At 47.5% G+C, this 25,975-nt stretch carries 30 protein-coding genes; 8 read left to right on the top strand and 22 right to left on the bottom strand.

Features of this window, described 5'->3' with window-relative positions; genetic code table 11:
* The 9 genes from ACH2BK_RS08315 to ACH2BK_RS08275 all read right to left on the bottom strand — a co-directional run.
* Positions 1 to 284: hypothetical protein (locus ACH2BK_RS08315; protein ID WP_395003317.1), on the bottom strand; the 284-nt coding region annotated here is incomplete at its 3' end.
* 62 nt (positions 285 to 346) lie between these two features.
* Positions 347 to 2,896 carry a translation initiation factor IF-2 gene (gene infB, locus ACH2BK_RS08310; RefSeq protein WP_395003315.1) on the bottom strand — a complete coding sequence of 850 codons (2,550 nt, stop codon included), beginning with the start codon at positions 2,894 to 2,896 and terminating at the stop codon, positions 347 to 349.
* A 5-nt stretch (positions 2,897 to 2,901) separates the two neighbouring features.
* Positions 2,902 to 3,126, bottom strand: a complete 225-nt coding sequence (locus ACH2BK_RS08305) for a DUF448 domain-containing protein (protein ID WP_395003313.1) — start codon at positions 3,124 to 3,126, stop codon at positions 2,902 to 2,904.
* Between the two features lie 16 nt (positions 3,127 to 3,142).
* The gene (gene thrB, locus ACH2BK_RS08300; RefSeq protein WP_395003311.1) at positions 3,143 to 4,051 is read right to left on the bottom strand and encodes a homoserine kinase; all 909 of its coding nucleotides are present in this window, start codon (positions 4,049 to 4,051) and stop codon (positions 3,143 to 3,145) included.
* A gap of 9 nt (positions 4,052 to 4,060) precedes the next feature.
* A complete protein-coding gene (locus tag ACH2BK_RS08295) occupies positions 4,061 to 4,546 on the bottom strand; it encodes a hypothetical protein (protein ID WP_395003309.1) in 486 nt (161 codons plus the stop codon).
* Between the two features lie 15 nt (positions 4,547 to 4,561).
* Positions 4,562 to 5,335, bottom strand: a complete 774-nt coding sequence (locus ACH2BK_RS08290; protein ID WP_395003307.1) for a MotE family protein — start codon at positions 5,333 to 5,335, stop codon at positions 4,562 to 4,564.
* A complete protein-coding gene (locus ACH2BK_RS08285; RefSeq protein WP_395003305.1) occupies positions 5,332 to 5,751 on the bottom strand; it encodes a flagellar export protein FliJ in 420 nt (139 codons plus the stop codon). The genes ACH2BK_RS08290 and ACH2BK_RS08285 overlap by 4 nt, the downstream gene beginning before the upstream one ends.
* Positions 5,752 to 5,760: 9 nt before the next feature.
* Entirely contained in the window at positions 5,761 to 7,005 is a 1,245-nt protein-coding gene (locus tag ACH2BK_RS08280; protein ID WP_395003303.1) for an adenylosuccinate synthase, read from the bottom strand.
* 28 nt (positions 7,006 to 7,033) lie between these two features.
* A complete protein-coding gene (locus ACH2BK_RS08275; RefSeq protein ID WP_395003301.1) occupies positions 7,034 to 7,876 on the bottom strand; it encodes an ATP phosphoribosyltransferase regulatory subunit in 843 nt (280 codons plus the stop codon).
* A gap of 124 nt (positions 7,877 to 8,000) precedes the next feature.
* Between ACH2BK_RS08275 and mnmA the strand changes: the two genes are divergently transcribed.
* Complete coding sequence (mnmA, locus tag ACH2BK_RS08270; RefSeq protein WP_394996827.1) at positions 8,001 to 9,035, top strand: tRNA 2-thiouridine(34) synthase MnmA; 1,035 nt, start codon at positions 8,001 to 8,003, stop codon at positions 9,033 to 9,035.
* 148 nt (positions 9,036 to 9,183) lie between these two features.
* Here the strand turns inward: mnmA and yihA are convergent, their stop codons facing one another.
* Genes yihA through ACH2BK_RS08250 form a run of 4 tightly spaced genes read right to left on the bottom strand, consistent with a single transcriptional unit; the run spans position 9,184 to position 12,236 of the window.
* Entirely contained in the window at positions 9,184 to 9,789 is a 606-nt protein-coding gene (gene yihA / locus ACH2BK_RS08265) for a ribosome biogenesis GTP-binding protein YihA/YsxC (protein WP_395003299.1), read from the bottom strand.
* Positions 9,790 to 9,798: 9 nt separating this feature from the next.
* Positions 9,799 to 10,329, bottom strand: coding sequence for a lipopolysaccharide transport periplasmic protein LptA (lptA, locus tag ACH2BK_RS08260; RefSeq protein WP_394996830.1), 531 nt, complete (start codon positions 10,327 to 10,329; stop codon positions 9,799 to 9,801).
* Positions 10,330 to 10,344: 15 nt separating this feature from the next.
* Complete coding sequence (locus tag ACH2BK_RS08255; protein WP_395003297.1) at positions 10,345 to 11,427, bottom strand: transglycosylase SLT domain-containing protein; 1,083 nt, start codon at positions 11,425 to 11,427, stop codon at positions 10,345 to 10,347.
* Entirely contained in the window at positions 11,424 to 12,236 is an 813-nt protein-coding gene (locus ACH2BK_RS08250) for a TatD family hydrolase (RefSeq protein ID WP_395003295.1), read from the bottom strand. Before ACH2BK_RS08250 ends, ACH2BK_RS08255 begins: the two co-directional genes overlap by 4 nt.
* A gap of 89 nt (positions 12,237 to 12,325) precedes the next feature.
* On the opposite strand from ACH2BK_RS08250, the gene ribE reads away from it, so the two are divergent.
* The 5 genes from ribE (at position 12,326) to ACH2BK_RS08225 (ending at position 17,557) form a co-directional block, all read left to right on the top strand.
* Positions 12,326 to 12,967, top strand: a complete 642-nt coding sequence (gene ribE, locus ACH2BK_RS08245; protein WP_394996912.1) for a riboflavin synthase — start codon at positions 12,326 to 12,328, stop codon at positions 12,965 to 12,967.
* Between the two features lie 2 nt (positions 12,968 to 12,969).
* Positions 12,970 to 13,251 (top strand): EscU/YscU/HrcU family type III secretion system export apparatus switch protein, encoded by a 282-nt coding sequence (locus ACH2BK_RS08240; RefSeq protein WP_394996835.1) that lies wholly within the window; start codon positions 12,970 to 12,972, stop codon positions 13,249 to 13,251.
* 2 nt (positions 13,252 to 13,253) lie between these two features.
* Complete coding sequence (locus ACH2BK_RS08235; protein ID WP_395003292.1) at positions 13,254 to 13,898, top strand: ABC transporter ATP-binding protein; 645 nt, start codon at positions 13,254 to 13,256, stop codon at positions 13,896 to 13,898.
* Between the two features lie 84 nt (positions 13,899 to 13,982).
* Complete coding sequence (locus ACH2BK_RS08230) at positions 13,983 to 15,596, top strand: ABC-F family ATP-binding cassette domain-containing protein (protein ID WP_395003290.1); 1,614 nt, start codon at positions 13,983 to 13,985, stop codon at positions 15,594 to 15,596.
* A gap of 236 nt (positions 15,597 to 15,832) precedes the next feature.
* On the top strand, positions 15,833 to 17,557 hold the full coding sequence (locus tag ACH2BK_RS08225) for a methyl-accepting chemotaxis protein (RefSeq protein WP_395003288.1): 1,725 nt from the start codon (positions 15,833 to 15,835) through the stop codon (positions 17,555 to 17,557).
* 59 nt (positions 17,558 to 17,616) lie between these two features.
* On the opposite strand, the gene ACH2BK_RS08220 is transcribed toward ACH2BK_RS08225, so the two are convergent.
* Positions 17,617 to 17,742, bottom strand: coding sequence for a hypothetical protein (locus tag ACH2BK_RS08220; protein ID WP_395003286.1), 126 nt, complete (start codon positions 17,740 to 17,742; stop codon positions 17,617 to 17,619).
* Between the two features lie 246 nt (positions 17,743 to 17,988).
* On the opposite strand from ACH2BK_RS08220, the gene ACH2BK_RS08215 reads away from it, so the two are divergent.
* Both ACH2BK_RS08215 and ACH2BK_RS08210 read left to right on the top strand, forming a co-directional pair.
* Complete coding sequence (locus ACH2BK_RS08215; protein WP_394996841.1) at positions 17,989 to 18,222, top strand: hypothetical protein; 234 nt, start codon at positions 17,989 to 17,991, stop codon at positions 18,220 to 18,222.
* Positions 18,223 to 18,705: 483 nt separating this feature from the next.
* Positions 18,706 to 18,879 (top strand): hypothetical protein, encoded by a 174-nt coding sequence (locus ACH2BK_RS08210; RefSeq protein ID WP_395003284.1) that lies wholly within the window; start codon positions 18,706 to 18,708, stop codon positions 18,877 to 18,879.
* Between the two features lie 3 nt (positions 18,880 to 18,882).
* On the opposite strand, the gene ACH2BK_RS08205 is transcribed toward ACH2BK_RS08210, so the two are convergent.
* The 8 genes from ACH2BK_RS08205 to trmB form a co-directional block, all read right to left on the bottom strand.
* Positions 18,883 to 19,125: a hypothetical protein gene (locus ACH2BK_RS08205; protein WP_395003282.1), complete on the bottom strand. Its 243-nt coding sequence runs from the start codon at positions 19,123 to 19,125 to the stop codon at positions 18,883 to 18,885.
* A complete protein-coding gene (gene fliS / locus ACH2BK_RS08200) occupies positions 19,125 to 19,508 on the bottom strand; it encodes a flagellar export chaperone FliS (protein WP_394996847.1) in 384 nt (127 codons plus the stop codon). The genes ACH2BK_RS08205 and fliS overlap by 1 nt, the downstream gene beginning before the upstream one ends.
* Positions 19,509 to 19,517: 9 nt before the next feature.
* A complete protein-coding gene (fliD, locus tag ACH2BK_RS08195; protein WP_395003279.1) occupies positions 19,518 to 21,569 on the bottom strand; it encodes a flagellar filament capping protein FliD in 2,052 nt (683 codons plus the stop codon).
* A 2-nt stretch (positions 21,570 to 21,571) separates the two neighbouring features.
* Entirely contained in the window at positions 21,572 to 21,955 is a 384-nt protein-coding gene (locus ACH2BK_RS08190) for a FlaG family protein (RefSeq protein WP_394996852.1), read from the bottom strand.
* Positions 21,956 to 22,021: 66 nt separating this feature from the next.
* Positions 22,022 to 23,254 (bottom strand): murein hydrolase activator EnvC family protein, encoded by a 1,233-nt coding sequence (locus ACH2BK_RS08185; protein WP_395003277.1) that lies wholly within the window; start codon positions 23,252 to 23,254, stop codon positions 22,022 to 22,024.
* Positions 23,255 to 23,258: 4 nt separating this feature from the next.
* Positions 23,259 to 24,068 carry an FtsX-like permease family protein gene (locus ACH2BK_RS08180; RefSeq protein ID WP_394996859.1) on the bottom strand — a complete coding sequence of 270 codons (810 nt, stop codon included), beginning with the start codon at positions 24,066 to 24,068 and terminating at the stop codon, positions 23,259 to 23,261.
* Entirely contained in the window at positions 24,055 to 24,726 is a 672-nt protein-coding gene (locus tag ACH2BK_RS08175) for a cell division ATP-binding protein FtsE (RefSeq protein ID WP_394996863.1), read from the bottom strand. The genes ACH2BK_RS08180 and ACH2BK_RS08175 overlap by 14 nt, the downstream gene beginning before the upstream one ends.
* Positions 24,723 to 25,973, bottom strand: coding sequence for a tRNA (guanosine(46)-N7)-methyltransferase TrmB (gene trmB / locus ACH2BK_RS08170; protein ID WP_395003275.1), 1,251 nt, complete (start codon positions 25,971 to 25,973; stop codon positions 24,723 to 24,725). Before trmB ends, ACH2BK_RS08175 begins: the two co-directional genes overlap by 4 nt.
* Positions 25,974 to 25,975: the final 2 nt, after the last annotated feature.

The following is a 25,975-nucleotide window of genomic DNA, read 5'->3' as shown; positions in this document are numbered from 1 at the left end:
CTTGGGCTAGCACCTTTTCTATAAACCCGCCTTTTGGCAAAACTTGTTATCGCTCGTGGGGAGTGAATCCCCACTTCGCTCCGCTTACGCGAGCATACATAGAATCTAAGTGCGAGATTGTGTAATTGTTTAGATTCTAAAATCGCATTATGATAAGACAATCTTACAAAGGCGCGTAATTTTTCTAAAAAATTAAAACGGCGCAGACAGAAAACCTTGAGATATTTGCGCCTTTTGGGCTTTGGGGCTAGGGCAAATTCCTGCACAAAGAGATTGTAGGACAAAATCCACACATAACCAAATCTATGGAAAGAAAGAGGCCAAAGCCTCTCTTGCTATGGCTTTATCAAATTTGTGCATGGAGTTTAACCTCCCTAAATGTCTCAAACACATCGCCCACACGCACATCGTTGTAGCCCTCAAGCATTATGCCACACTCATAGCCCTTGCCCACTTCTTTCACATCGTCTTTGAAGCGCTTGAGTGAGGCGATTTGCCCAGTATGCACCACCACACCATCGCGTATGAGGCGCACCTTGATACCGCGCGTGATAGTGCCATCTACCACCATACAGCCCGCGACTACGCCGACTTTGGGGATCGTGAATGTCTCGCGCACTTGGGCTTGTCCGGTATCCTCCTCTTGTATTACCGGATTCATCATTCCAGATATGAGTCCTTTAATCTCATCAAGCAGGGCATAAATCACAGAATAAGTCTTAATCTCTACGCTTAGTTCTTTTGCCTTGGCTTTGACATTGCCTGTGGGGCGGACATTAAAGCCAAGTATGAAGCTATTTTCGCTCGCACTTGCTAGCGAGACATCGCCCTCGGTGATCCCTCCCACGCTGGCACTAACGATATTCACACGCACCTCATCATTGCTAAGCCCCTCCAAGCTCGCCCTGATAGCCTCGAGGCTGCCCTGCGTATCGGCTTTGACAATCACGGGCAGCACGGCGAGATTGCCCTGTGCCACCATATCGCCCAACTCCTCAAAGGTAACCTTGGTGCTCTTGCTAAGCTCTTTTTGGCGCAAATACAAGGCGCGCTTTTGGGCATATTCGCGTGCTTGCGCCTCGCTATCTAGTGCCACAAGCGTGCTTCCCGCCTCTGGCACTTCCGATAAGCCCACGATTTGCGCGACACTTGAAGGCGTGAGGGATTTTACCGCGCGCCCTAGATCGTCATTCATAGCGCGTATGCGTCCAAAAGCCGTCCCCGCCACGACAGAATCTCCCACTTGCAAAGTCCCGCTCTGCACGATGATAGTCGCCACTGGTCCGCGCCCTTTTTCCAAACTCCCCTCTAGCACCACCGCCTTTGCCTTGCCCTCACTTGCGGCTTTGAGCTCTAGGAGCTGGGCTTGTATGAGGATCGTCTCTAGCAGCGTATCCACGCCTAAGCCCGTTTTAGCTGAAATGGGGATAAACTCATACTCCCCGCCCCAATCATTTGGGGTAAATCCTAGCTCGGCGCATTCGGCTTTGAGCTTGTCGGGATTGGTGTTTTCTTTGTCCATTTTATTCATCGCGATGATGATTTGCACGCCCGCTGCCTTGGCGTGATTGAGTGCCTCTATCGTCTGAGGCTTGACACCATCATCTGCGGCTATCACGATGATAGCGATATCGGTTACCTGCGCGCCACGACTGCGCATACTGCTAAACGCCTCGTGTCCGGGCGTATCGATAAAGCTGATGATCTTATCGTCCTTTTGCACCATATACGCGCCGATATGCTGCGTGATCCCGCCCGCCTCTTTGTGCGCTATGCGAGAGTTGCGGATATAATCGAGCAAAGAGGTTTTGCCGTGATCGACATGCCCCATAATCGTAACCACTGGCGGACGCTCTTTGAGCGAGCTTGTGTTTTCCTCATACGCGACTTCAAGGCTGCTTTTTTCATCAATGATAGAAACCTCTATCTTAAATTCCTCCGCCAAAATCTCGATAGAATCTTTGTCCAAAAAGTCGTTTTTTGTCGCCATCACTCCCAGATCAAAGAGCGTCTTTATCACATCTTTTAGCTCCCTGCCAGAGAGCTCGGCAAACTCATACACGCGCACTTCCTCGGGGATTGAGATGACACTTTTTAGCTCTTTTGGTGGCTCTTTTTGTTGGTATTTTTTGTTTTTTCTGCTGCCGCGGCGGATAGAGCCCTCATTCATCCACGGGCTTTTTTTATGCACTTGCACGCGCTCGGTAATGGCTTGCTTTAGGCGGTTTTCCTCCTCCTCATCGCGCACTTCGCGCTCATTGAGATCAAAGAGCATAATCTCATCTTGCTCATCATCATAATCCCGCTCAAAAGTAATCTCCCTATCTTCTAAAATATCGATTTTGTGCTCGCCGCTATGCTTGTGCGCGGGGCGGGCTTTGGGCGATTTTTTGGGCTTGGCTTTGTATTCCTCATTTTGGGTTTGGGCTAAAAGCTCCTTGTAGCTAAGCGATGAGGGCTGCTTGTTTTGCTCGGGCTTTGGCTGCTCATTTTTGCGCACGATGCGAAGTCCCTTTTTGGGCGGTTCTTTGCTAGGCTCTGGGAGAGGTTCAGAATCTAGCTCTTTTTTGGGCTCTAGTGGCTCTGTCTTGGGGGCTTGCTGCGGCTCTTTGGAATCTTGTGTATCTTGCGCTTCTTGTGTGGGCTTAGGATCTTTGGTAGCTTTTGGCTTGGTGGTTTTTTTGGTAGAGGATTTTTCTTTGGCGGGGGCTTTGGGCTTGGGTGGATTGGGATTAATCCCTGTGGATAAAAACTCATAGAGTGCGCCCGCCTCCTCCTCTGTGATACTCGAAGAAGTCGTCTTGACATTTAAGCCCATCTCTAGGGCTTTTTCAAACACCTCCTTGGTGCTTTTGGCACATTCCTCCGCCACTTTGGTTAGTCTCACTTTTGCCATACTTGTCATACTCCTTTAGATTCTGTGTTTTGCTGTATTTTGTAGCGTTTCATCACGCCGCGCATCGCCTTTGGATCCTCATAGCAACGCGCACAGAGATAAAAGCTCCTGCCCACACCGCTAAATACACACAAGGCATTTTGCACAACTTGCAATCTCTTCAATTCACTCTGCAAAAGCCTCGCCCTACAAGCCACGCACATTCTCGTCTGTTTGGGGTTTCTCATCATTATACCAACATTCTAATTAAAATTCTCTAACGCCCAGATTGTCAAACCCTAGTGTGAGTATGCGGCATTTTGGGAAATTTTGCTCAAGAGTGCGCGCGAGATTGTGCGCATCGTCCTTGTAGCAGACATTAAGGAATGATGAGCCACTCCCGCTAAGCGTGCTTAATAGTGCGCCATTCTCTAACGCGGTGCGCTGCAGTGCAAAGAGCATAGGCAAGGCTTTCATACGCGTGTTTTGGTGGATTCTATCGCGGCTTGCTAGGCGCAGCTTTTCCCAATCGCCCTGCAAAAATGCCGCGCTCAAAAGTGAGGAATGCGAGAGGTTAAACACACAATCCTTGAGTTTATAGAGCTTTGGCAGACTCCGTCGCGAGTGCTTAGTCGAGATGCTCTGTGTAGGGATCGCCACCACCGCACGCAGAGAATCTGGAATATCAGCACGGATATGCACGACATTTTGGGTTTGAATCTTGCTGCCATAGTGCTCCAAAATCGCGACATTAAAGCCACCAAAAGTCGCGGGAGTGATATTATCTGGGTGGTTTTCGTATTCTATGGCGAGATTTAGAATCTTTTGCTTATCGATTGGCTCGCCCATATATTTGAGTGCTGCATAAATCGCGCTCACAATCACCGCCGAGCTCGAGCCAAGCCCGCGTGAAACGGGGATAGTGTTTTCAAACAAAAACTTGCAACGCGCCTGCCTGTCATAACGCTCTAGAATCTGTGAAAAGATTTTGACAAAGACATTATCGACTTTGAGTTTTAGGTATTGCTCGCCCTCGCCTATGATTTGCACGCTTGTGATATTGGCGGGGGTGATTTGGATTTTGTTATACAAGCCTAGGGCTAGTCCTAGGCAATCAAAACCCGGACCGAGATTTGCGCTTGTGGCGGGGACGATGAGATTTAATCTAGATTGCATACGCTCTCCTCATACCGCTGGCAGGACATACAGCGGGGTATTCTCACGCCCAAATTCTTGGGGATAGAGAATCTGTGGCAGCACAAACTCCCCTGCTTGCTGGCTAGATTCTAAAACAATCTCGCCATCGCGTAAGAGAAAATATTTATCAGCAAAGGCGTGGATAGGCTGATTGTCATTAAAGGCAAAGCTTGGGAGGCTAAAGAGCTCATAACCCCGAGTCTGGGCAAGCGTGTGGAGGTAGATATGCGTGGCTTTGAGCGCGCTAAAACGCCCCGGACCACGCGCGTAGTAGATACGCCCCAAACCCACGCCCTCGCTTAAAAGCGTGCTAAAAAGCTCATTAAGCGCGTGTGTGGTGTGCCCATAGAATCTATACATTTTGTGCAGCCTCATACCGCTCCCCTTGCCCTCCTCTGTGCGTGGCTGCGCATACAATCCCGCTATAAGCGGCTCATTGACACTAATAAGCCCCAAATGATACATCGCCATCATCGCACTCCGACTTGTCTAGTTGTTTTCATCTTGTGGTGGTTGTGAATCTTGCTCTAGGGGAGATTGCGTAGATTCTAAAGACTGCGCGGGGGTTTGCACGGATTGCGCCTCTAGAGAATCTACAAACTCACTTTTAGGAGGTTGTGGGGCTGGCGGGAGATTGGAGGCTTGCTCGCCCTGTGGCTGGCGCATTTTTTGCGTTATCATCGCGGCTTTTTGCGCGTCCATCTTGGCGAGGATTTTACTCACATCCTTGGGATTCATACTCGAGAGGATTGCCACGACTTCTTGCTCTGGCATTTGCTCAAATATCGCCGCGGACTTGCCCTCTTTCATCTGCTGATAGCTCTGCGTGATTTTGTCATCGCTGCCCTTTTGCATTTTGCGCAAAATCTCTTCGTTTTTAGCAAGGAGATCTTGGATATACTCCTCGCGCGCTTTCATATCGAGCTCGGCTTGCTCTTGGAGCTTTTGAAACTCCGCCCTTGCCTGCTCTTTTGCCTTTTGGAACTCTAGGATTTTTTCATTGATTTGGGATTCTTGCTCGCTTAATTTACGGCTTTTTTCCTCCAAAATCACTTGCGTGGCGTTTTGGAGCACTTGGAGGGCTTGCTGACGCTCGTCTATGGCTTGGAGCTCTTGGCGGATCTCGTCCTTGCGCTGATCAAAGATGATATTGCAATCAAGCAGCTGCGTGCCCTGCGTGCTAGGCGATGAGCCACTTTGAAGCGGGGCTGATAGCAGCAGCCCACAAAACGCGCACAGCGCGCCAACCCATACCGCTCTCATACCACCCCCCTGCGATGGAGTAGGATAGAGATCTCATCGAGCTCCTTATCGTGCGCGATTTTTAGGGCTTTGAGCTTAGATTCTCGCTCCTTGGTATCAAGGTATTTGATTTTTTCGTATTCGATATGGAGGGCTTTGTATTCCTCACGCAAGGTTTTGGCTTGGGCTTTGAGATGGGAGAGCTCGCTATGGAGTGTGTCGATATGCCCCAAAAGATTGTCTCTAGTCTGCATAAGTGCGCGATACACGCCAAAATCCCCGCTTGTAGGGAAACGCACCTGCCCCACATCACGCATAAACGCATCAATCTCGGCTTGCTTTTGTGCTACGAGGAGATTGTGCTGCATCATCTTGCGCTCACAGCTTTGGAGTGCTTTGTGGCGCAGGCTAAGGATCGCGCTAAATTTTGTCTTCAAAGCCTCTCCTTAGCGCGTGATCACATCTTCTCTATCGGGGCTTGTGGAGAGTAGGGAGATCTTTACTCCCACAAACTGCTCCAAAAACTCGATATAGGCTTTTGCGCTTGGTGGGAGAGCGGACTCATCGCGTATGCCCGCCACACTATCCCAGCCAGCAAACTCAGTGTAGATGGGCCTGACATTTTCGTAATCTGTGGGGATATAGGCGATTTGCTCTCCATTATACTCATACGCGGTGCAGACTTTGATACGCTCCAATCCATCGAGCACATCCATTTTCATAATCGCCAAGCTCGTGCAGCCATTGATACGGCACGCGTATTTGACTGCTACCGCGTCAAACCACCCACACCGCCGAGCTCGCCCCGTAGTCGTACCAAACTCCGCGCCTCTTTGGCGGATATACTCGCCACTTTGCCCAAAATCCTCGGTAGGAAACACGCCATTGCCCACTCTTGTGCAATACGCCTTGGCTATCCCTATCACTTGTTCCATATCGCGTGGGGCTAGCCCCGTGCCGCTACACGCGCCTGAAGCCGTGGTGTTAGAGCTTGTCACAAAGGGATAGGTGCCGTGATCGATATCTAGCATACTTCCCTGCGCGCCCTCACACAGAATCTTCTTACCGCCCTCCTGTGCTCGCCACAAAAGCTGCGTGGTATCACACACAAAGGGCAGCAGCACTTTCGCGCTAGATTCTAACCCACTCATTACAGAATCTAAGCTCGGCAACACAAAGTTGTATTTATCCTGCAAAACCTGCATTTCTTTTAGGGCATTGGCGATTTTTTGCTCCAAAGCCCCAAAATCCCGCAAATCCACCATACGAATCCCACTGCGCGCGATTTTGTCCGTATAAGCTGGTCCGATACCCTTGCCTGTAGTGCCAATAGCTCTGTCTTTTTTGTGCGCTTCCTTTGCTTTATCAAGCAGGCTATGATAGGGCAAAATGATATGCGCCTTGTCGCTGATAAAAAGTCGCCCTTGGAGGTTTTCAAATGGTTCTAACTCTTTTAAAAGCGCGCTAGGATCGATAACTACGCCATTGCCGATAACATTTTTGCAATGCGGATACAAAATCCCCGATGGGATAAGGTGCAGGGCGATTTTTTGTCCATTTACCACAATCGTATGCCCAGCGTTATGCCCTCCTTGGTAGCGCACGACATACTCATAATCCTTAGCAAGCGCATCGACGATTTTGCCCTTGCCCTCATCACCCCACTGAATCCCAACGACTAAATCTGCCATTGCTCACGCTCCCTTATGTTTGTAATGATTATCTAAGCAAAATATCTACGATATTATCCGTATAGATGGCAAAGCCACACGAGGGCGTTTGGGAAATCGTGTATTTGCCCCCGATAACAAGGATTGTATTGCCACAAATCATACGATAAAACAAATCCTCATAATACTGCCCCGGCGCGTAAAAAAGCGGAGAAAAAATACTCTCTTTATACTCACAAAAACTCGCGCACTCTAGCATTGCCTCTAGCTCTGTGGTGAGGAAGCGTGGCATATTTTTGATACATCGCTCCAAATCCTGCCGCGTATTCACCTCAATGAGATCTTTTAAAAAACGCTCTTTGTTCGCGATAGATTCCATATCGGGATTGTTAAATGCTTGGATATCGATACTTAGGTGTTTGGCGCACAAAAGGGGAATTTTTTGGTTACAAATCTGCAAAATGGGGGACAACCCAAGCTCGCCCATAATCATCGCTGAAAGCCCCATAACCGGCGTGAGCGAGACGCCATCGAGAAATTCCGCGCCGATTTGGTGCAGCTCGGTGGTGGGATAGTCATACACAGGCTGGATATAAAACCACTTCTTATGGCTCGTGCTGCGCGCGATTCGCTTGGTAATGATACGCATCACATCAATCGTGCTATCATAGCGCAACACAATCTGATGGTTGTCCTCACCGCTAAAGCAAATCATATCGCGGTTAGAAAAGTCATCTTGGTGGCTTAGGAAGCTAAAAATAGGTGTGGCAATCTCCTTATAGTCGTTCTCATAGAGAATCTTTATAGCCTTAGATTCTATATCGCGCTTTAGTCTCGCGGATTTGCCAAAGTAGAGTTTGCTCCCTTGGGGCAGTTCGTGATCTAAAATCAATCCTAATCCTTTCTCACAATAAAAGGCGCGATTATAGCACACGCACCCTTTAAATATTCCTTGATAATTTACCTTAACGCTCTACAATGCCAAGCCTCAAATCCCAAGTAGTAAAAGGAATGTGATGTCAAAAAAAGTAGCACTGCTAATGAGCGGTGGTGTGGATAGCTCCTATTGTGCCCATCTGCTCAAATCCCAAGGCTATGAAGTGGTGGGAATCTACCTCAAACTCCACGACAAAGAAGCAAAACACGAAGTCTTTATCGCAAACTGCCAAAAGGTGAGCGCGGAGCTGGGCATAGAGTTTCATATCCTGCAAGCCCAAGCGGAGTTTAGGGCGATCGTGTATGATGAGTTTGTTAATGCTTACAAGCGCGGCGAGACGCCAAACCCCTGCACGCTTTGCAATCCGCTTATCAAATTTGGCTTAGCCCTGCAGGAGGCAAAAAAGCTAGGCTGTGAGCATATCGCCACGGGGCATTATGCTAAGATCACGCAATACAATGGGATAAAGCGAATCCAAAAGGCGCGTGATGAGACAAAAGATCAAAGCTACTTCCTCTATGCACTGCCACAAGAGGCGATAGATTCTATCATTTTCCCACTAGGGGATAGCCTCAAGGCAGAGATCAAACCCACCGCGCTCCAAATCCTGCCGTTTTTGGGCACACTAGAGACTTATAAAGATTCTCAAGAGATTTGTTTTGTCGAGACGGATTATATCGATGTGCTCAAAAAACACGAGCAAGTCGAGCAAAAGGGCATAGTGCGCAACGCTCAAGGCGAAGTGGTGGGCGAGCATAATGGCTATATGCAATACACTATCGGCAAGCGCAAGGGCTTTAGAGTCTTTGGCGCGCACGAGCCCCATTATGTGATGGGGATAAATCCCGACAAAAACGAGCTCATCGTAGGCAGCAAAGAGGAGCTACAAACCAATATCGTGTATGCAGCCAACAAATCGCTTAATATCCCACTTACCAAGGAATTGTATGAAGTCAAAATCCGCTATCGCTCCACTCCTATCAAAGCGCGTGTGAGTGTGGAAAATGGCATCATCACTGCACAATTGCAAGAGAGTGCCTATGGCGTGGCAAAGGGACAGGCTCTCGTGGTGTATGATGGCGATGTGGTGCTTGGCGGAGGCGTGATAGTATAGAATCTTATTAAGGGCTAGGATTTACAAAGGCTGTGGATTCAAACCACACAAGCTTAAATCCAAAAGATTTTCAAAAGCATGTCCTAGCCCTTGGTGTGTTATGGCGTTTGTTGGGTTTGTAGTCTTTTTGTGGGATTGGTGGCGCACCTCACGCCTCGCCTAGCACTCTCTCTAGCACAAAGGCGCGCAAATCCTCTGTGGTGGGGATTTTTAGCTTTGGGTTATGCTGTGTGCTGCTAAGCAATGCGCGGGCGTTTTTGAGCTTGCTTAGCTCGCTTTGGGTGAGCTTATCGGCTTTGGTAAAGATTGTGAGGATCTCCTGATCCCCGCGCTTAAAGCCCTCAATCAGTGCGCACACCTCATCATCTTGCGCTAGATTTGGGTGGCGCGCATCGCGCAAATGGATAAAGAGCCTGATACTCCCTCGCTGTCGCAAAAACTCCAGCAAATGCCGCTCCCACTTAGCCTTTATCTCCTTGCTCACTTTCGCATACCCAAACCCGGGCAAATCCACAAACACAAGCGGGATTGTCTCGCTCTCGCGCACAAATTCCACGCTAAAAAAATTTATAAGCTGTGTCTTACCCGGCGTGGCAGAGCTTTTGGCAAGTTTTTTGCCTAGCAGGAGATTGAGCAGGCTCGATTTGCCCACATTGCTACGCCCTAGGAATACAACCTCGCTATGCTGCGCACTCGGGGCTTGGGCGATATGCTGTGCGCTAGTGAGGAAGTGCGCGTTTTTGGCGATCATCATACACGCGCCTCATTTGCCCTTAGCATTGCCCTTTGGCTTAGAATCTTTTGCTTTAGAATCCTTATCCTCGTCCTCATCGAGCAAAAATATCAGCGTCGTGGGCTTATCTTTAGCACCTTCTGAATACGCCTGCCCCTGTTTGTTGTTTAGCGTCATAAACTCCCCTGTGATGGTATTGGGGCTATCTTTTTCTTGAATCTTAGCGTTTTCATAGAGGCGATACTCGTCTTTGAGCGTATCATACACGACTTTTTGCGCGCTGCCATTTATCTTCCTGCCATCTTCTGTCTCTACATAGAATCTCACATTGCCCGTGGCGGTGTATTCTAGGGGCTTGCGCTTTTTGTCGGTTTTGATGACTACCTTGTCCGCCCAAAGCTTGTCGTTGGCTTTTTTGACAAACACATCGGAGTTGAGCTCGATGAGGTTGGTCCTGTCATCGCTACGGAAAGTTTTGGCATTAACCTCTAGTTTTTCCGCGCCTAGCAGTGCGTGTGCCACCACAGCTATCACGGCTATTATGAGAGCAAATCTTTTCATACGCCACCTTAGATTCTATGTTTTTTTGGGGATTGGGATTATAAGCTTTTGGTTGATTGAAAGCCGCGTGGTGCTTAAGCCATTGACGCGTTTTAGCTCATTGATACTTGTTTTGTATTGGCGCGCGATGGAACTTAGCGTATCGCCCTTTTGGACTTTGTGCATCATAAAGGCGGAGTTTGGCTGATAGTTCGCGTCAAAATGCTGCTTAAAGCGTGCGAGCTTCTCGTATGGCAGATAGACATTGTATTCCTTATCGCCCGCTCCGGGGGGCAAAAACGCGTATTTAAAGTGCATATTATAGCTGCGCAATTCATTTAGCGACATTCCCGCACTTTGGGCGATGATGCCTAGGGGCACACCGCTTTTTAGCTTTAAAATCGCTAGGGTATCAGTCGCGCCGCGATTGAGGAGGTATTCAGAATCGTTGCTTTTCAAAAAATCCGCGTCGTTAAACACCAAGCTCATCGCCACAATCTTGCGGATATAGTTGCGCGTTTCGGGCGGGAGGTATTTTTTGTCCTCATCGAGCAGGGTTTGGAGCGAGCTATCGCCCCCGGCTTCCTCTATGGCTTTTTGCAAACGCGTGTAGCCACAATTATACGCCATCATCGCTAGATACCACTCCCCTGTGAGGTTATAGAGCTGTTTTAGGTAGGTGATGGCTGCCTGCGTGCTTTTGATAGAATCTTGTCGCTCATCGATATAGTCGTTTATCTCTAGCCCCAGCCCCTTAGCAGTAGCGGGCATAAACTGCCAAATACCCGAGGCTTTTTTGGAGCTTTTGGCGTTAATGATAAATTCCGATTCCACCATCGCGAGGAATAAAAACTCTTGGGGCAAGCCCTCTTGGGCTATCATACTGCGGATAATGGGGATAAAAGTGTAGCTATTGTCAAATCGCTTGAGAAAATACTGCGCGCTAGATTCTATCGCGTCGCGCTGATCTGCCTGCTCGGGCAAAAAGTCATAGCCTAGCCCAAAAGATTGCAAAATCTTTGGCGTATGCCCATCACTATGCACAAAGGAATAATACTCCTCCCCCGCGCAGCTTAGCACCATCATCGCGCCCAAAAGTATGCTTCTTAAGCACTTCATAGGGCTTGCTCCGCCTCCGCCTCTATACTCGTGCAGGCGGCATAGATTGGCGGCACTTGGCTAAAGAGTGTGTAGGCATTTTGCGTGCTTATGGTGTGAATCTCTGTAGGCGTGCGGTGGAGTATCTCAGCGATTTTCTCCGCGATAAGTGGGATATACTTTGGCTCATTGCGTTCTCCTCTGTGTGGGTGGGGCGTGAGATAGGGCGCATCCGTCTCTAGCAGCAAGCGATCTAGTGGCACTGATGGCAGCACTTCTATGAGCCTACGCGCGTTTTTAAAGGTGCAAACCCCGCCAATGCCATAATAAAAATTTTCAAGCCCTAGCAAGATTCTATCGGCGTTAAAGCAATGCAACACGCCTCTAAGATTTGGGTAGTTTTTTAGAATCTCAAAGGCATCGTTTGACGCCTCGCGAATATGCACGATAAGCGGTTTGTCAAGCTCTAGGGCGAGCTCAATCTGTGTGACAAAAAGCTCCTTTTGGCGCGCTTTATACGCCTCCACTTCTGAATCTGGCAAGCGAAAATAATCTAGCCCACACTCCCCGATAGCCACGCACTTCTCATCGCGCGCGAACTCTAGGAGCAAATCCCTATCAAAGCTCTCAAGCTCACAGGGGTGAATCCCCGCTGCAAAATAAATAGACTCGTAGCGATGTGCTATGTCCCTAGCCCTAGGGAGATCGCCACCAAACGCACCGGGTATGATAATCTGCCTAACCCCCGCACTAAAAGCCTCACTAATCACGCTATCCAAATCCCCATCATAGGCTTGTGAATCCAAATGGCAATGCGTATCAATCATCATCGTCTAAAAAACCTTTGAGAAAAATTGTGATAAAATTTTTGATAATGAAAGCTACATTGTAGCACAAGTAAGTTTAAGCAAGGGTTGTGATGTTTAGTGGGCTTATCAGAGAGATTGGCAAAATCGCGAGTTTGAGAGGCAATAGGCTTAGCGTGCTGTGTGAGTATGAGCCTCGTATCGGAGATTCTATCGCGGTTAATGGCGTGTGCCTCACGGCTATAGAATCTAGCAAAAAAGGCTTTGTCGCCGAGCTGAGCGAGACGACAAAATCCCTCATTGCTTTAGAAAATTTTTCGCCCAACGCCCCCGTGCATATCGAGCCGGCGTTACGCGCGGATTCTCGGCTAGATGGGCATATCGTGCAGGGGCATATCGATGGCATAGGCGTGATAGAGGCTATCACCCACCACGCCGCGCAAAGCGATTTTTTCCTAAGCACCGCGCCACAGACGCTAAAAGCGATTTTGCCCAAAGGCTCCATCAGCGTAGATGGCGTCAGTCTCACGATTGTGGATGTCGCGCCTAGTGGCTTTTGGCTCACGATTATCCCCCACACGCTGCACAACACGCTCTTTAAAACCTACAAACTCTCCCAACGCGTAAATCTCGAAACCGATATGTTTGTGCGCAACACTCTAGCAATCCTCCAAAACCTCCAAGCCCATAACCAAATCCCCACGCGCTCCCCAAAATCGTGGGCGAGCATAGATTCTATCCAGCTTGCCTTCTAGCAATGCCAAAGCCATTTGCCAAAGCCGCAGCACTCGCGTATAATGCCGCCACACACAATGCCCCAAAAGTCGTGGCAAGCGGCAGGGGCGAGGTGGCTATGCGTATCATCGCTAAAGCAAAGGAGTTTGAAGTGCCGCTATTTTGTAATGAAGCGTTGGTGGATTCACTGCTTAATGCGCCGCTAGATTCAGAAATCGCGCCCGAGCTGTATGTAGCGGTATCGCGTGTGTTTGCGTGGATTATCCGATGTGAGAGAAGCGCGCAGCTAAGCCAAAAGGAGTGAAAATGGAGTTACTAAGCGCACAAAACTTAAGCCATAGCTTTGATTATACAATCTATGAGGGATTAAACCTCACGCTAAATGCGGGCGAGAAAATCGCCATAATCGGCGTGAGTGGGAGCGGGAAAAGCACGATTTTAAACAACCTCTCTACAATGCTAAAACCAACAAGCGGAGTGGTAAATATCCTAGCATCTCGCGATATTTACGCGCTTAGAGCACAGGAGCTGCTGCGCATACGCCGCTATGAGCTTGGCATTATTTTTCAAGCGCACTATCTCTTTCGCGGATTTGATGTCAGAGAAAATCTCGAGCTAGCAAGCATAATGAGCAATCAGCCTATTGATATGGAGTTACTCGAGCGATTTGAGATAGCCCACACACTCAAGCAACAAATCGGCGAGCTAAGCGGAGGGCAGCAGCAACGCCTCTCTATCGCGAGGGTGCTTAGCAAAAAACCAAAGATTATCTTTGCCGATGAGCCCACGGGGAATTTGGATTCACAAACCGCGCATAAAGTGATGGAATGTGTGTTTGAGTATGTGAGGGCACAAAATGCCGGTATCATCATCGCCACCCACGATACACATATCGCCCAAATGTGCGATAGAATCTACACGCTAGCAAACCATCGCCTTGTGCAGGTATAGTGCCTAGATTCTGCCCTCCTTAAAGACTTTATCAATAAACCTGCTATACAATACTTACAAAACACAATCCCTTAAGGACAGACAATGCTACAAACCATCAACCTTTCAATGCGTTATCCGACAAAAAAACTCTTTGAAAATGTGAATCTAGTGCTAGATTCTGGCAAGCGATATGGGCTCATTGGCGCAAATGGCGCGGGCAAATCGACTTTTTTAAAAATCCTAAGTGGGGCTTATGAGGCAAGTAGTGGCGAGGTAGTCATCGCGCCAAATGCGCGCCTTGGGGTGCTAGGACAGGATCAGTATGCCTTTGAAAATCTTAGCCTAAAAGACGCGGTGCTCATTGGCAACAAACGGCTTTATGACGCGCTAAAGCGCAAGGAATATCTCTATGAAAACGCGGATTTGAGCGATGAGGCGACTAATGAGGAGCTGGGCGAGCTTGAGATGATTTGTGCTGAGGAAGATCCGATGTATGAATACGATGTGGTGATAGAAAAGATTTTAGAGGACTTAGGATTCTCTGCTGACAAACATAGTGAGCTAATGAGCACGCTCACAGGGGGCGATAAGTTTAAGATTTTGCTCGCCCAAGTGCTTTTCCCAAAGCCCGATATTTTGCTCCTTGATGAGCCTACCAATAACCTCGACTTGCCCTCTATCGCGTGGCTAGAGGAAAACCTCAAGCGGCACGAGGGCACAATGGTAGTCATCAGCCACGATAGGCACTTTCTAAATAGCGTCTGCACGCATATTTTGGATATGGATTTTGGCGGTGTGCGCGAGTTTAGCGGGAATTATGATGATTGGTATATCGCCTCCACACTCATTGCCAAGCAGCAAGAAGCCGAGCGCAACAAAAAACTCAAAGAAAAAGAGGAGCTAGAGAGCTTTATCCGCCGCTTTTCTGCCAACGCCTCCAAAGCCAAGCAAGCCACAAGCCGCCAAAAGCAGCTAGAAAAGCTCGATATACAAAATCTCGCCGTGAGCTCGCGGCGCGATCCTAGTATCGTCTTTAAGCCAAACCGCGCTATTGGCAACGAAGCCCTAGAGTGCGAAAATATCTCCAAAAGCTATGGGGATAAAAAGGTGCTAGAAAATCTTAGCCTAAAGATTTTGCCCGGCGATAAAATCGCGCTTATTGGGGCAAATGGCGTGGGCAAAAGCACGCTAGTGCAGATTCTAGTAGAGGAGCTAGGGGCAGATAGTGGCGTAGTCAAGTGGGGCGCGACGATTGAGCGCAGTTATTTCCCCCAAAATGTGAGCGAGGAGATAAGGGGCGAGGAGAGCCTCTATGAGTGGCTTAGGGGCTTTGATAAGAAAAAAGAGAGTGGCGAGATACGCAACGCGCTAGGGCGAATGCTCTTTAGCGGGGAGGAGCAGGAGAAGTCTATAAACGCGCTAAGCGGGGGCGAGAAGCACAGAATGGTGCTCAGCAAGATTATGCTTGAGGGCGGGAATTTTTTGGTGCTTGATGAGCCCACCAACCACCTTGATTTAGAATCCATCATTGCCCTTGGCGAGGCACTCTATCGCTTTGGCGGGAATGTGCTATGCGTGAGCCACGATAGAGAGCTTATCGATGCGTATGCCAATCGTATCATCGAGCTTGTGGCAGTAGAAAATGGCGCGGCAAAAGTCATCGATTTCCGCGGGAGCTATGAGGAGTATTTAGAATCCAAAAATAGAGTGCATTGATTTAATGCAAGTTTGTTTCACAAACTTGATACCGCTCGTGGTAAATGAATTGCCACTCGCTCCTCACAACCACAGCGGCGACTACCCTTATTAAGCAACCGATAAAGTTTAAGTTTTTGTTTCATTTCTATACAAAGTGAGAAAAAGCCCCTGCCAAAAAATACCATATCTTAATCTTACGCAAGTTATCATAAAATATGCTATCTTAAGGAAAAGGACTTATTAAGGAGGATTTAATGAAAAATATCAAAGTCGAATGGCGTTTGGCCATTCTTTTATCAATCCTTTTGCTTGTGAGTATCGGCGTTATCGCAATCCTTGACCTCCAGCTTAGATCACAAGCCCACACCATCGTGCAACAAAACATAGAATCCACGATAGAAAACCAACTGCGCAATCAGGTGGATTCTATGGCAAACCTCATCACAGAGGCCACCAAAGGCATAACCGATCCCGTGCAAAAAGAGCGCACTATCAACACACTCCTAGCGCACGCGACTTTTGAACCTGATGAAAGCGGATACTTCTTTGTCTATCGTGAGCACACAGCCGTTGCCTATCCGTATTATATGCAAGATATTCTAGGCAAAGATCTCATAAATCACAAAGATCCTAATGGCGTGCTCCTTATCCAAGAGCTCTATAAAGTCTCACAGCAAGGCGGTGGATTTGTGCATTATGTGTGGCCCAAAAAAGTCAATGACAAGCTCGTCGATACGCCCAAAATCTCCTACGTCACGATGATAGCGGGCGAGAAAAATCTGTGGATTGGCACAGGCGTGTATGTCGATCAAATCGATCAAATCACAGCCCATATCGATGAGGAGTTTGCTAGCCACATCGTCACCATCAGTATGTGGGGAGTGATTGTGTATGTGATTATCTCTAGCGGGTTTGGATTTTTTATTGTGCATGGGCTAGTGAGCTCCATCACTATGGTGAGCAATGGGCTCGCGGAGTTTTTTAGCTTTTTGCGCAAAGAGCGCAGCGTGGCGAGCCCCATACCCCTAGAGAGCCGAGACAGACTAGGTGTGATGGCCACACTCATCAACCAAAGCACCAAAGACATCCAATCCCAAATCAACAGCGACAATGCCGCTATCCAAGACACCATAGAAGCACTAAAAATCGTGCAAGATGGGGATTTGAGCAAGCGCATACACACCAAGGGCGCAAGCGATCAGATAAATAAGCTCATCGCACTCTTTAATACCACACTAGAGCAGCTAGAGCGCAAAATCGGCACATCGCTCCCAGCTATCTCACAACTTTTAGAATCTTATAGGCGTTTTGACTTTACGCCGACTTTGGAGCGTGCAAATGGGGAGTTTGAGAGCAGTATCAACACACTAGGAGCGCAAATCCGCTCGCTCCTAGCAAACTCCTATGATATGGCCCAAAAGCTTGAGCTAGATTCACGCACGCTAAATAGCGAAGTGGAGAATCTCATGAGTGCCGCCACGCAGCAAACACAGCAGCTAAGTATCAATGCCGCTCACACAGAATCTATGTATGTCGCCATACAGGGGATTAATGAGCATTCCAAAGAAGTGATTGAGCAAACCCAGCACATCCGCTCCATCGTGAGCATGATCCAAGACATCGCCTCACAAACCAACCTCCTCGCACTCAATGCCGCGATTGAAGCCGCGCGCGCAGGCGAGCATGGGCGTGGGTTTGCCGTGGTGGCTGATGAAGTGAGAAAACTTGCCGAGCGCACGAGCACGAGTCTTAACCAAATCGAGGCAAACATCAGCGTGCTGATTGAGAGCATCGATAAGACGATGAGTGAGATCGCTAAGCAAAGCGAGGGAATCGAGCAGATTAACCAATCTATGAGTGCGCTAGAATCTAGCAATCAGCACAACACACAAGCCGCGCACAACACGCACCACATCGCGCAGCAAGTTCAGAGCTTGGCGGATTCTGTCAATGAGAATCTAGCGGATAAGAAGTTTTAGAGTCATTGTGGGTTTGTGTGTCCTAAACTATCCTTTGTGCCCGAGGCGAGGCCTCGTGTCTATGATGGGGCGATGAGGCGCGACACGAGCGACAACAAATCTCCAAAGGAGAATCTGGTTTGGTTTATAAAATCTACTCCATCGCCAAGCGGCATTTCTGACGCGCCGACACTAGAAAATCGCAAAATCTCGCTTAAGAGTTGCGTGTATGTGTGCGTAGCAAAGCAGTGGAGATTTGAGCGCCCATGAGTGAAACAATAGATCTAGATTACAGATTCTCTGAAGCCATTACACAACCTAACTCAATAGTTTCAGATTCTAAACAATTCACACAATCCACAACGCCAAAAACCTCATCAAAACTTTGCCCGATATCAAAAACCTCATCAAAACTTTGCCCGATATCAATAATAGTGCATGCAGTAGCGCAATTGCAAAATTGCGCCATTTTTGCGGAGCAAAAATCCAATCAAAATATCCTATGCGAAGCACCTTTATCAAACACACAGAATCTACGCAACATAGAATCTAAAGCAGATTCAGAATCTGTGGCAAACTTAGAATCTAACCTCCTAGATTCACGCTCTCACGGATATGTTCTAGATTCTCATCATCACTTGTTTGCGCAAAAGAAAAGGGGTATTATCCCCTCCCCGCACTCTTAAAGCCCACAAAAAGATAAAGCGCCGCGTTTTTGCTGTGGCTTTACTTGCAACCCGTTGGCTCTTTTTTGGCAGCCACAAAGTATATCTTTTGGCGGGAGTGCCTCGCTATCCCCACTTCTAGCGCAATCGTTGTGGTGGCACTGCTCCCACCTTTTTCCCGATTTTCGCCACCACGACAAGGGCGAGGGGCGGTATGCGCTACCGCACTACACATTTGATTGGATTTTTGCTCCGCAAAAATGGCAGAATCTAAATCCTTAGATTCTGCTCAGCTTGCGCTATCGCGCACATTATTATTTGTATTTAGCAAAGCCTTGTTAAGGTTTTTGGTGTTGTAGATTCTATAATTGATTTAGATTCTAAACCCACACGAGATCTGTAGTTTTCCTACATTCGGCACTTGGCTTGCCTCTTAGCGTGGTATAGATTCTATAAGCTTGCTACTGCAAGCAAAAAACGAAGTTTCTTTAGAAAATTAGTATTGTGCAAGTAGGGTGGGTTGCTATCGCAACAGAGGCGGTGGTGCTTGTGGAGTTTTTGTCGGGTGCGGGGGTAGGAGCTACCTTAAGCGGTAGTGACTACTCCCCAAACCCGCCAAATCTCTGCGATGATTCCCAAAGGAGCCATTTTCCTTACGCACAAAAGCTGCATTTGTAGAATCTAGCTTTCCAAAAACGCCTTAGCCGCCTTTATCTGCTCCATTGAGGTTTTGGCAAGTTGCTTTTTGTAAGTGAGAAGTTTGAGGGTTTGGGAGATGAGCTCCTTGGCTTGGAGCTTAGATTCTAGGGGGCTTTGGGCGAGATCGTCTGGGAGCTCTTGGGTGAGGAGAAAAGCCCTCTGATCGTCTTGGCTAAGAATCGCGACTTTGAGCGCGTCTAGCCACTGCTGCGTGCCAAAGCTCATTAGCGCATTAGCTCATCGGCATTGACTTCACGCCACGCCTCGAGCAATCCTCTGGCCACATTCATCACGATATCGATTTTTGCAGTGTCGTTGGTGACATTGGCTTGGGTTAGGAGCTTGATTTGGTGGGTATAAAGCCCCGTGAGATACACCGCGACATCCCCGCCCCTCTCGTAATCAAGGGTATTGAGCAATTCTGTGAAAATATCAGTAGTGCGATTGATATAATAGATTTTTTTCTCTATATCTTGGGCTTCCATATAGCGTTTTGTCTGCGCACAAAATCGCAAAATCCCCTCATAGAGCATCTCCACAAGCTTCACAGGCGACTCCACCATCACAGAATTTTGCTGATACAGATTGTAAGCATTTGTGCTTCTCATATATCCCCCTTATTTCTTAGCGACAGATTGATCTATCATCATCTGCACGCTATTAAAAGCGTTATTAGTCCTTGAGATTTGGCTATCATAGGCGGCAAACCTCTGCGCCATCAAATCATAGCGCGTATCAAGCATTGAGATAGCTCGCTTTCTGTCTTCTTTTAGTCGCTTGTCCTCTCTTGTGAGACTTTCCTCAAGCAATTTCAACCTTGAGTTACTACCATCGACAAATTTCGCCAATTCTTTATCGAGCATTGCAAAAACGCCATCGATTTGCACCTCGCGAAACTCCCTAGTCGTCATCTTGCCATAGAAAAAATCGCGTGTGCCCTCTGGATCGTTATTTACCTCCGTGCGGAGTTTGCTCGCATCAAGACTCATCACACCCTTTTCATTGACGCTAATGCCGTATTTGACAAGGGAATATTTGTCAATCCCCCCGCCCATATGAAAAGTGAGAATCTTATTGAGTGCTGGGCGTATCATACGCACGCTACTATCGCCATTAAACACTCCCGCGATACGCGTATCCTCATCATATCGCGTGAGCTCATCGACTTTCATACTCAGCTGATTGTAGCTCTCCACAAACTTCGTAACGCTCTCTATGATAGATTCACTATCGTTTGTAACATTGATGATAGCAGGCCTGCCCGGCTCTGTGGTGGAGAGCAGCTCGATACTAATCCCCGTGGCGATATCATCGATAGTGTTTGTGGGGCGCTGCATCCGTATGCCATTGTAGCTAAAGATCGCATCTTGAGCCCTTTGGATATTTTTGATTTTAAAGAGATCGTTTTGGGTGCGCACATAGTCCATCGCCACGCCCTGCTTGAGATTGCCTAGTGCTTCTAGAGCTTTTTTACTTTTTTCGTCATTGTTTGCGCTGATATTCACCTCGCCGGTATCGGAGTTTATCACGATTTTGCCATCATCTGTGGCGTGGGAGTGCAAGCCCGCGATATTGTCAATCGCCTCGGCGATAACTTTGGCATTTTGGTAAGAAGAGTTGTTTCTGTGCGTGAGTGTGGCGAGATCTAGGGGCACGGTGCCGATGGTGATGGTGCCCTCTAGCTTGCCGGCTTGGACTTTTTGGGTGGTGATGAGATCGCTAGATTCACGATTATCGTTGCTATTAGTTATCTTAAAGCCCATTTGCGTGCTCTTAGCTCCGCCTACCTGCACGCTATAGCCCCGCTTGTCGTTGATGATAAGGTTATCGCCACTCTCGCCAAGCCCGATATTAATCTCGCCACTCTCAAGCAATTCTTGCAAGTCAGAATCCGCAGCGATCGCGTTTATAATCGCCTCTTTGAGAGCTTTGGCGTTGTCATTAGATTTAGATTCTGTGGAGGTTTGTAGCTCGATACTAAGCGTCTTACTCCCGCCCTTTTTGTCCGTGAGCGTGAGGGTAAAATCGTCGTTTTTTAAGTCAAGATTCCCGGATTTTAGCGTATTGCCATTTAGTGTTTCGCCAAAGTAGATTCTGTTATGCTCGCCCGTCTCTTTGGAGTTGATCATCAGCTGATAGGGGTTTGCGCCACCGGTTTTCATAATCGTGCCAATCACCTCGGTGTTTGTCTTATCCGTGATGAGTTGGGCGACTTCTTCAAGCGTCATACCAGCTTTTATGCCAATCTCATAAAACTTGCCCTTAGTGTAAAAGCGCAAAGTCGCATCTTTTTGGCTAAATACTGAATCCCTCTCTGCAAACTTCGTCCCCACTTCATTGATATCGCTTTGGGCTAGTGAATCTATATCAAGCTTGATATCTTGGATAGGCACGCCATCGCCGATAGTGGCTTTTACCGCGTCGCCTATCACATTATGAGATCGCCCCAAATAGGTGGAGTAGTCCCCGAGCTTGCTTGTGTGGGATTTCATCTCGCGCACACCACTCATGAGATCCACAAGTTGTGTTTGCTTCTCTACATTTTGCTCGATTTTTTTGTCTATGGGCGCGACTTGCGTGCCTTCATCGGCTTTGCGCAGCTTCTCGATGGTGTCATAATTCAGGACATTGCTGCCAATGCCTAGGGAGCTTAGTTTGCCTAAAGCCATAGCTAGCCTTGTTGGTTAAAGATAATTCCCACAACCTCACGCATACGCTTCATAAGCTCGATAGCTTCCTTGCTAGGAATCTCGCGTATGACTTTGTCCCCGCCGTATTCCTTTACCGTAACCGTCAAGCCGGGGATATCATCATTATATGCGAAATTTATACTCGTGCCCACTCGCTTCATCTCGTCATTGAGCTTTTTGCTTAGCTCCACAAGCTCTTCTTTGAGATGCTCCTTGCTTTTCTTGGCTTGCTCTTTGTTGATAGAATCTTGGATAAGATCCTGCACACTCCCGGATTTTTGCGCGCTAGTGCCACTTGGCATAGCTTTTACCATATCCACAAGCTGGCTTTGTGCTCCCTTGATATCATTTACTGCCATATTCATAGTAGTTTCCTCCTTGAAACTTTTAGAAATACGACAGGCATATCGGCGAAAAAAATTTTTATTAAATCATTGTATTTTAATCAGCTGCAAGGGATCGATATGCTTGTCTTTTTGGGTTACTTCAAAGCTTAGTTTCTCATGGACTTTGCCTATCGTGTAGCCCTTTTTGACAAACACACCGGGCTTTATGGTATCAGAGATTCTATCCATATACGCATACACGGTATAGAGCGAATCTTTATGCTCGATGATCACCACTTTTTTAATCACGGGATTATCTTTGGCAAACACCACCTTGCCATCGAGCACATTTTTGACATCGGCATTGCGATTTTTAGGCACAAGTATGATATTTTCATAAAAAAACTTCATCTTATACACCGGATCAAAAGTGGGACCAAATTTTTGCTCGATACGGAAGCTATTTGGTGCGAGTGGCGGGATAGTCTTGCTCCCACGATAGGAAGTTGTGGAGATATCTTTATACGCACTTGAAGCGATTTTTATATCCTTGCTTGCTTGGATCGTGCGCTTTGGCTTTGGGTTTTTGGCTTGGGCTTGCTCCTCTTTTTGGATTTTTTCTTGGATTTTTCTCTGATTTTGCTCTTGAGTGATTTTGAGATTGTTTAAGATAGAATCTAGATTCTTGCGCTCTGTGTTGATATCTTGAAGTTTTTGGTTATAGACTTTGAGATCTTCTTGCATAGACGCAATGATTTGCTCTTGCTTAGCTTTTATGCCCTCAAGTGCGTCGCGCTTTTTTGTCTGCTCTTGTATGGAGCTCTGAATCTGTGTGATATTTTTTGCGACATTGAGGATTTCTCCCTCAAGCGTATCGCGCGTTTGGTTTAGGGACTTGATACGCTTTTTTGCGAGATTGATGAGGATTGTGTAAATCTCTCGTGAGAGCACATCTTCTTTGCTATCCACCTCGCCACTTAGCGCGTAAAACGCCATACTCTGACTGAGCAAGCTCACGATCTCCTCTTCTGTTGCGCTGCGCTTTTGTAGGAGTTCCTCCTGACGCTTTTTATTGGCTTGCAGGGATTTTTCTTGTGTGGAGTATTTGTTTTTGTTTTGGTTAATCTCTCTTTGGAGATTCTCAATTTGTGAATCTAGCTTGATGATTTCTTGGTTTTTGGCATTGATCGCACTGCCTATTTCAGAGATTTTTTGACTCACTTTGTCTTTGGCTTGTTGGTTTTGGGCGATTTTTTGGGAATTAATCGTAATGTCTTTTTGGATATCTGCCCACACACAGGCAGATACAAGCACTATAAGCCAAAAAAGTGCGCGCATAAATTTAGAGATCTTTTTGCTTAAGTATCACAAAGCACACGCACACAAGCGAGATAACAAGCGAGCAGGAAAGCAAAATGATACTATCACTCCACACTTTGATAATCTGCGTGCTCACTTCTAGCGTATGGGCGAGCTCAGCAGCTAAAGGACTAGCCTTAAAATAATACAGCGCACACAAACTCATCACGCCCACAAGCACTGAATCTATCACAGCGAGCTTGAAAAGTATGCTATTGCGCATCCACGATGGCGCACCCAAAAAGCTCATAATCTCCATTCTCTCACTATGCTCAAACCGCCACACCTCAATTTGCTTCACCATAAGCAAGCAGCTAAGAATCGCGCTAAGGATTGAAAACACCAGCACTGAACCTTTGATGATAAGCAGGAGTTTATACACTTGTGAGTGGGATTTGCTAAAAGATTCTACCTTGGTTACGCCATTTAGCTTTAAAAGCGTGGAGTGTATCTGCTCGAGGCGTTCTTTGTCTGGAAACACAGAAAGGCGCAAGGAGTAAAACAATGGCAGCTCTTTTTGGAGCGATTGGAGAGCGTCTTTGCTAAGCTCTTTTTTGAGCTCATTTATCATATAATCTGGTGCCACAGGCTTCATCTCCTCCGCCTCACGCACGAAAGTCTGCACCTTTTGCAGATCTAGGGATTCTTTAGAAGCGATGATGATGGAATAGCTATTTGCGAGTTTTTGCTCGTGCGTGGAGATGGAGCGGTTAATCAGCATAATGCTCTCAATCCCAAAGAGCAGGGCAAGCAAAGGAATGATTAATGCCAAATGTCTTTTAATTGAACTCATACACAACCCCTTCTTCGATATGTAAGCGTCTGTAATTGATATTAAGGCTCTCTGGCAGGCGGTGAGTAACCACCACGATGGTAATCCCTAGCTGCTCATTGACGCCCTTTAGGAGATTCCATATCAGCTCACTAGAGTAGTCATCGAGATTCCCCGTGGGCTCATCGGCTAGGATAATCGCGGGATTATGCGCCAAAGCCCTCGCCATAGCTACGCGCTGCTGCTCCCCACCGCTAAGCTCTAGGGGGAATTTATTTGCCTTATGCGAGAGTTTAATATGCGCTAGGAGTCGCTCCACCTGCTCTTTGCAAATCTCTTTTTTGTAGCCATTGATACTCATAGGCAGCATTACATTTCTCTCGATATTCCATTCTTTGACGAGCTTGTAGTCTTGGAAGACGATACCGATGTTTTGCCGCAGGTAGTGAATCTTGGATTTGGAAGCGCGAGACATATTGACCCCATACACCTCAAGACTCCCACCTTTGATAGGCAAATGCCCATACAGGGAGCTTAAAATCGTGCTTTTGCCGCTCCCACTCGCCCCGGTAATAAACACAAATTCCTTAGCACGCACGCTAAAACTTGCGTTTTTGATGACATTCTCATCGTTTTTGTAGCCTAGATTCAGATTTTTTGCTTCTATAATCGCACTCAAGGTGTATCCTTAGATTCTAAGATGTGTATCAAAAGCCTATGAGCCGCTAAAGCCGCTTGTGTAGGGAGTGGCGGGGCATTGAGGTAGCGCATCGCGCCATTTTGGAGTAGCACAAACGCACTTTGTGGCTCATCAAAATCCCCCAAACACAGGGCTATAACATACTCACTATCGTGTTTGTATATGGCATCTATGTGCAGAAAATACTCTTTTTCCACAATCTTTGGCAATGCGGGCGAAGCGATGAGATTTTCAATCTGTCGCACCACCTCACTCGCCATATCTCCACACGCGCCACGGAATACAAAATCGCCATTTTGGAGCGATTTTTGAGCGTTTTGTGCGCACGGGGGCGCAAATATCTTGCTATCAAAGATTTCTTTTTGCTGCTTGCGCCAGCGCGCCTCGTATTTGCTCGTGATAGGCAAGGTGGCATTTTTTTCTATGAGAATCTGCGCTTTTGGCAGGCTTAGGGCGAGGCTTAGCGCATAATCAAAATACTCCCTATCATCGGTGCGCAGGTGCAAAAATCCGCTCTGCCCCAAAGAGGCGTGGCTCTCATCATCTCGCGGAGTGAGTGCGCGCATAGCGTGGTGCAGGGACATCGGACTTATCACGCGCCTATGGGGCTTTTTATGCCACGGCACAGGAAAATGCACATAGAGATTTTTTAGCGAGGCATTTGGGATAAGCTGGAGCAAAATCCGCGCATCGATATGCGAGACATAGAGATTATTTAGTCCCAAAAGCTCGACTTGGCGCAAAACCTGCTCGATGGATGGCGTATGAATCTCTAGCCCCAAAAAAAGCTCGCTAGGATTTTGTCTTGCGAGATTTAGCAAATGCCGCCCCGAGCCAAAGCCCACTTCGATACTTAGGGGCTTTTGATGATGGAGGACAAACTCATAAGCCTGCATTTTTGAGAGCAAAAACGGGCTTTGGGTGCGCTGCCTAGGGGTGTTTTGCGAGAGATTATGCCCTATCACTCCACTAGAGCGTGCGCACAAAATCCCTAGCACGTCTTTGATAATCCCAATGGGCTTTAGGCGTGTGGATTTTTCGCATTTATACAAAGTCGAGCCCTCGCGCACACTCTCACGGATAAAAAACTCCTGCTTGCCCTGCCGCACGAGAATGAGGCGTTGGGTGGGATTGTGCGCGTTAGTGAATCTTGCTACAAACTCATAGCCCCCGCTTGAAAAAGGCAGGGGGAAGTCTTGGGGTTGTGCAGTGTGAAAATGTGGCATAG

The sequence above is a fragment of the uncultured Helicobacter sp. genome (assembly GCF_949282165.1).
Taxonomy (GTDB): Bacteria; Campylobacterota; Campylobacteria; order Campylobacterales; family Helicobacteraceae; genus Helicobacter_F.
Note: the sequence above shows the minus strand (reverse complement) of the source record. Positions and strands in the feature narration are given on the sequence as shown.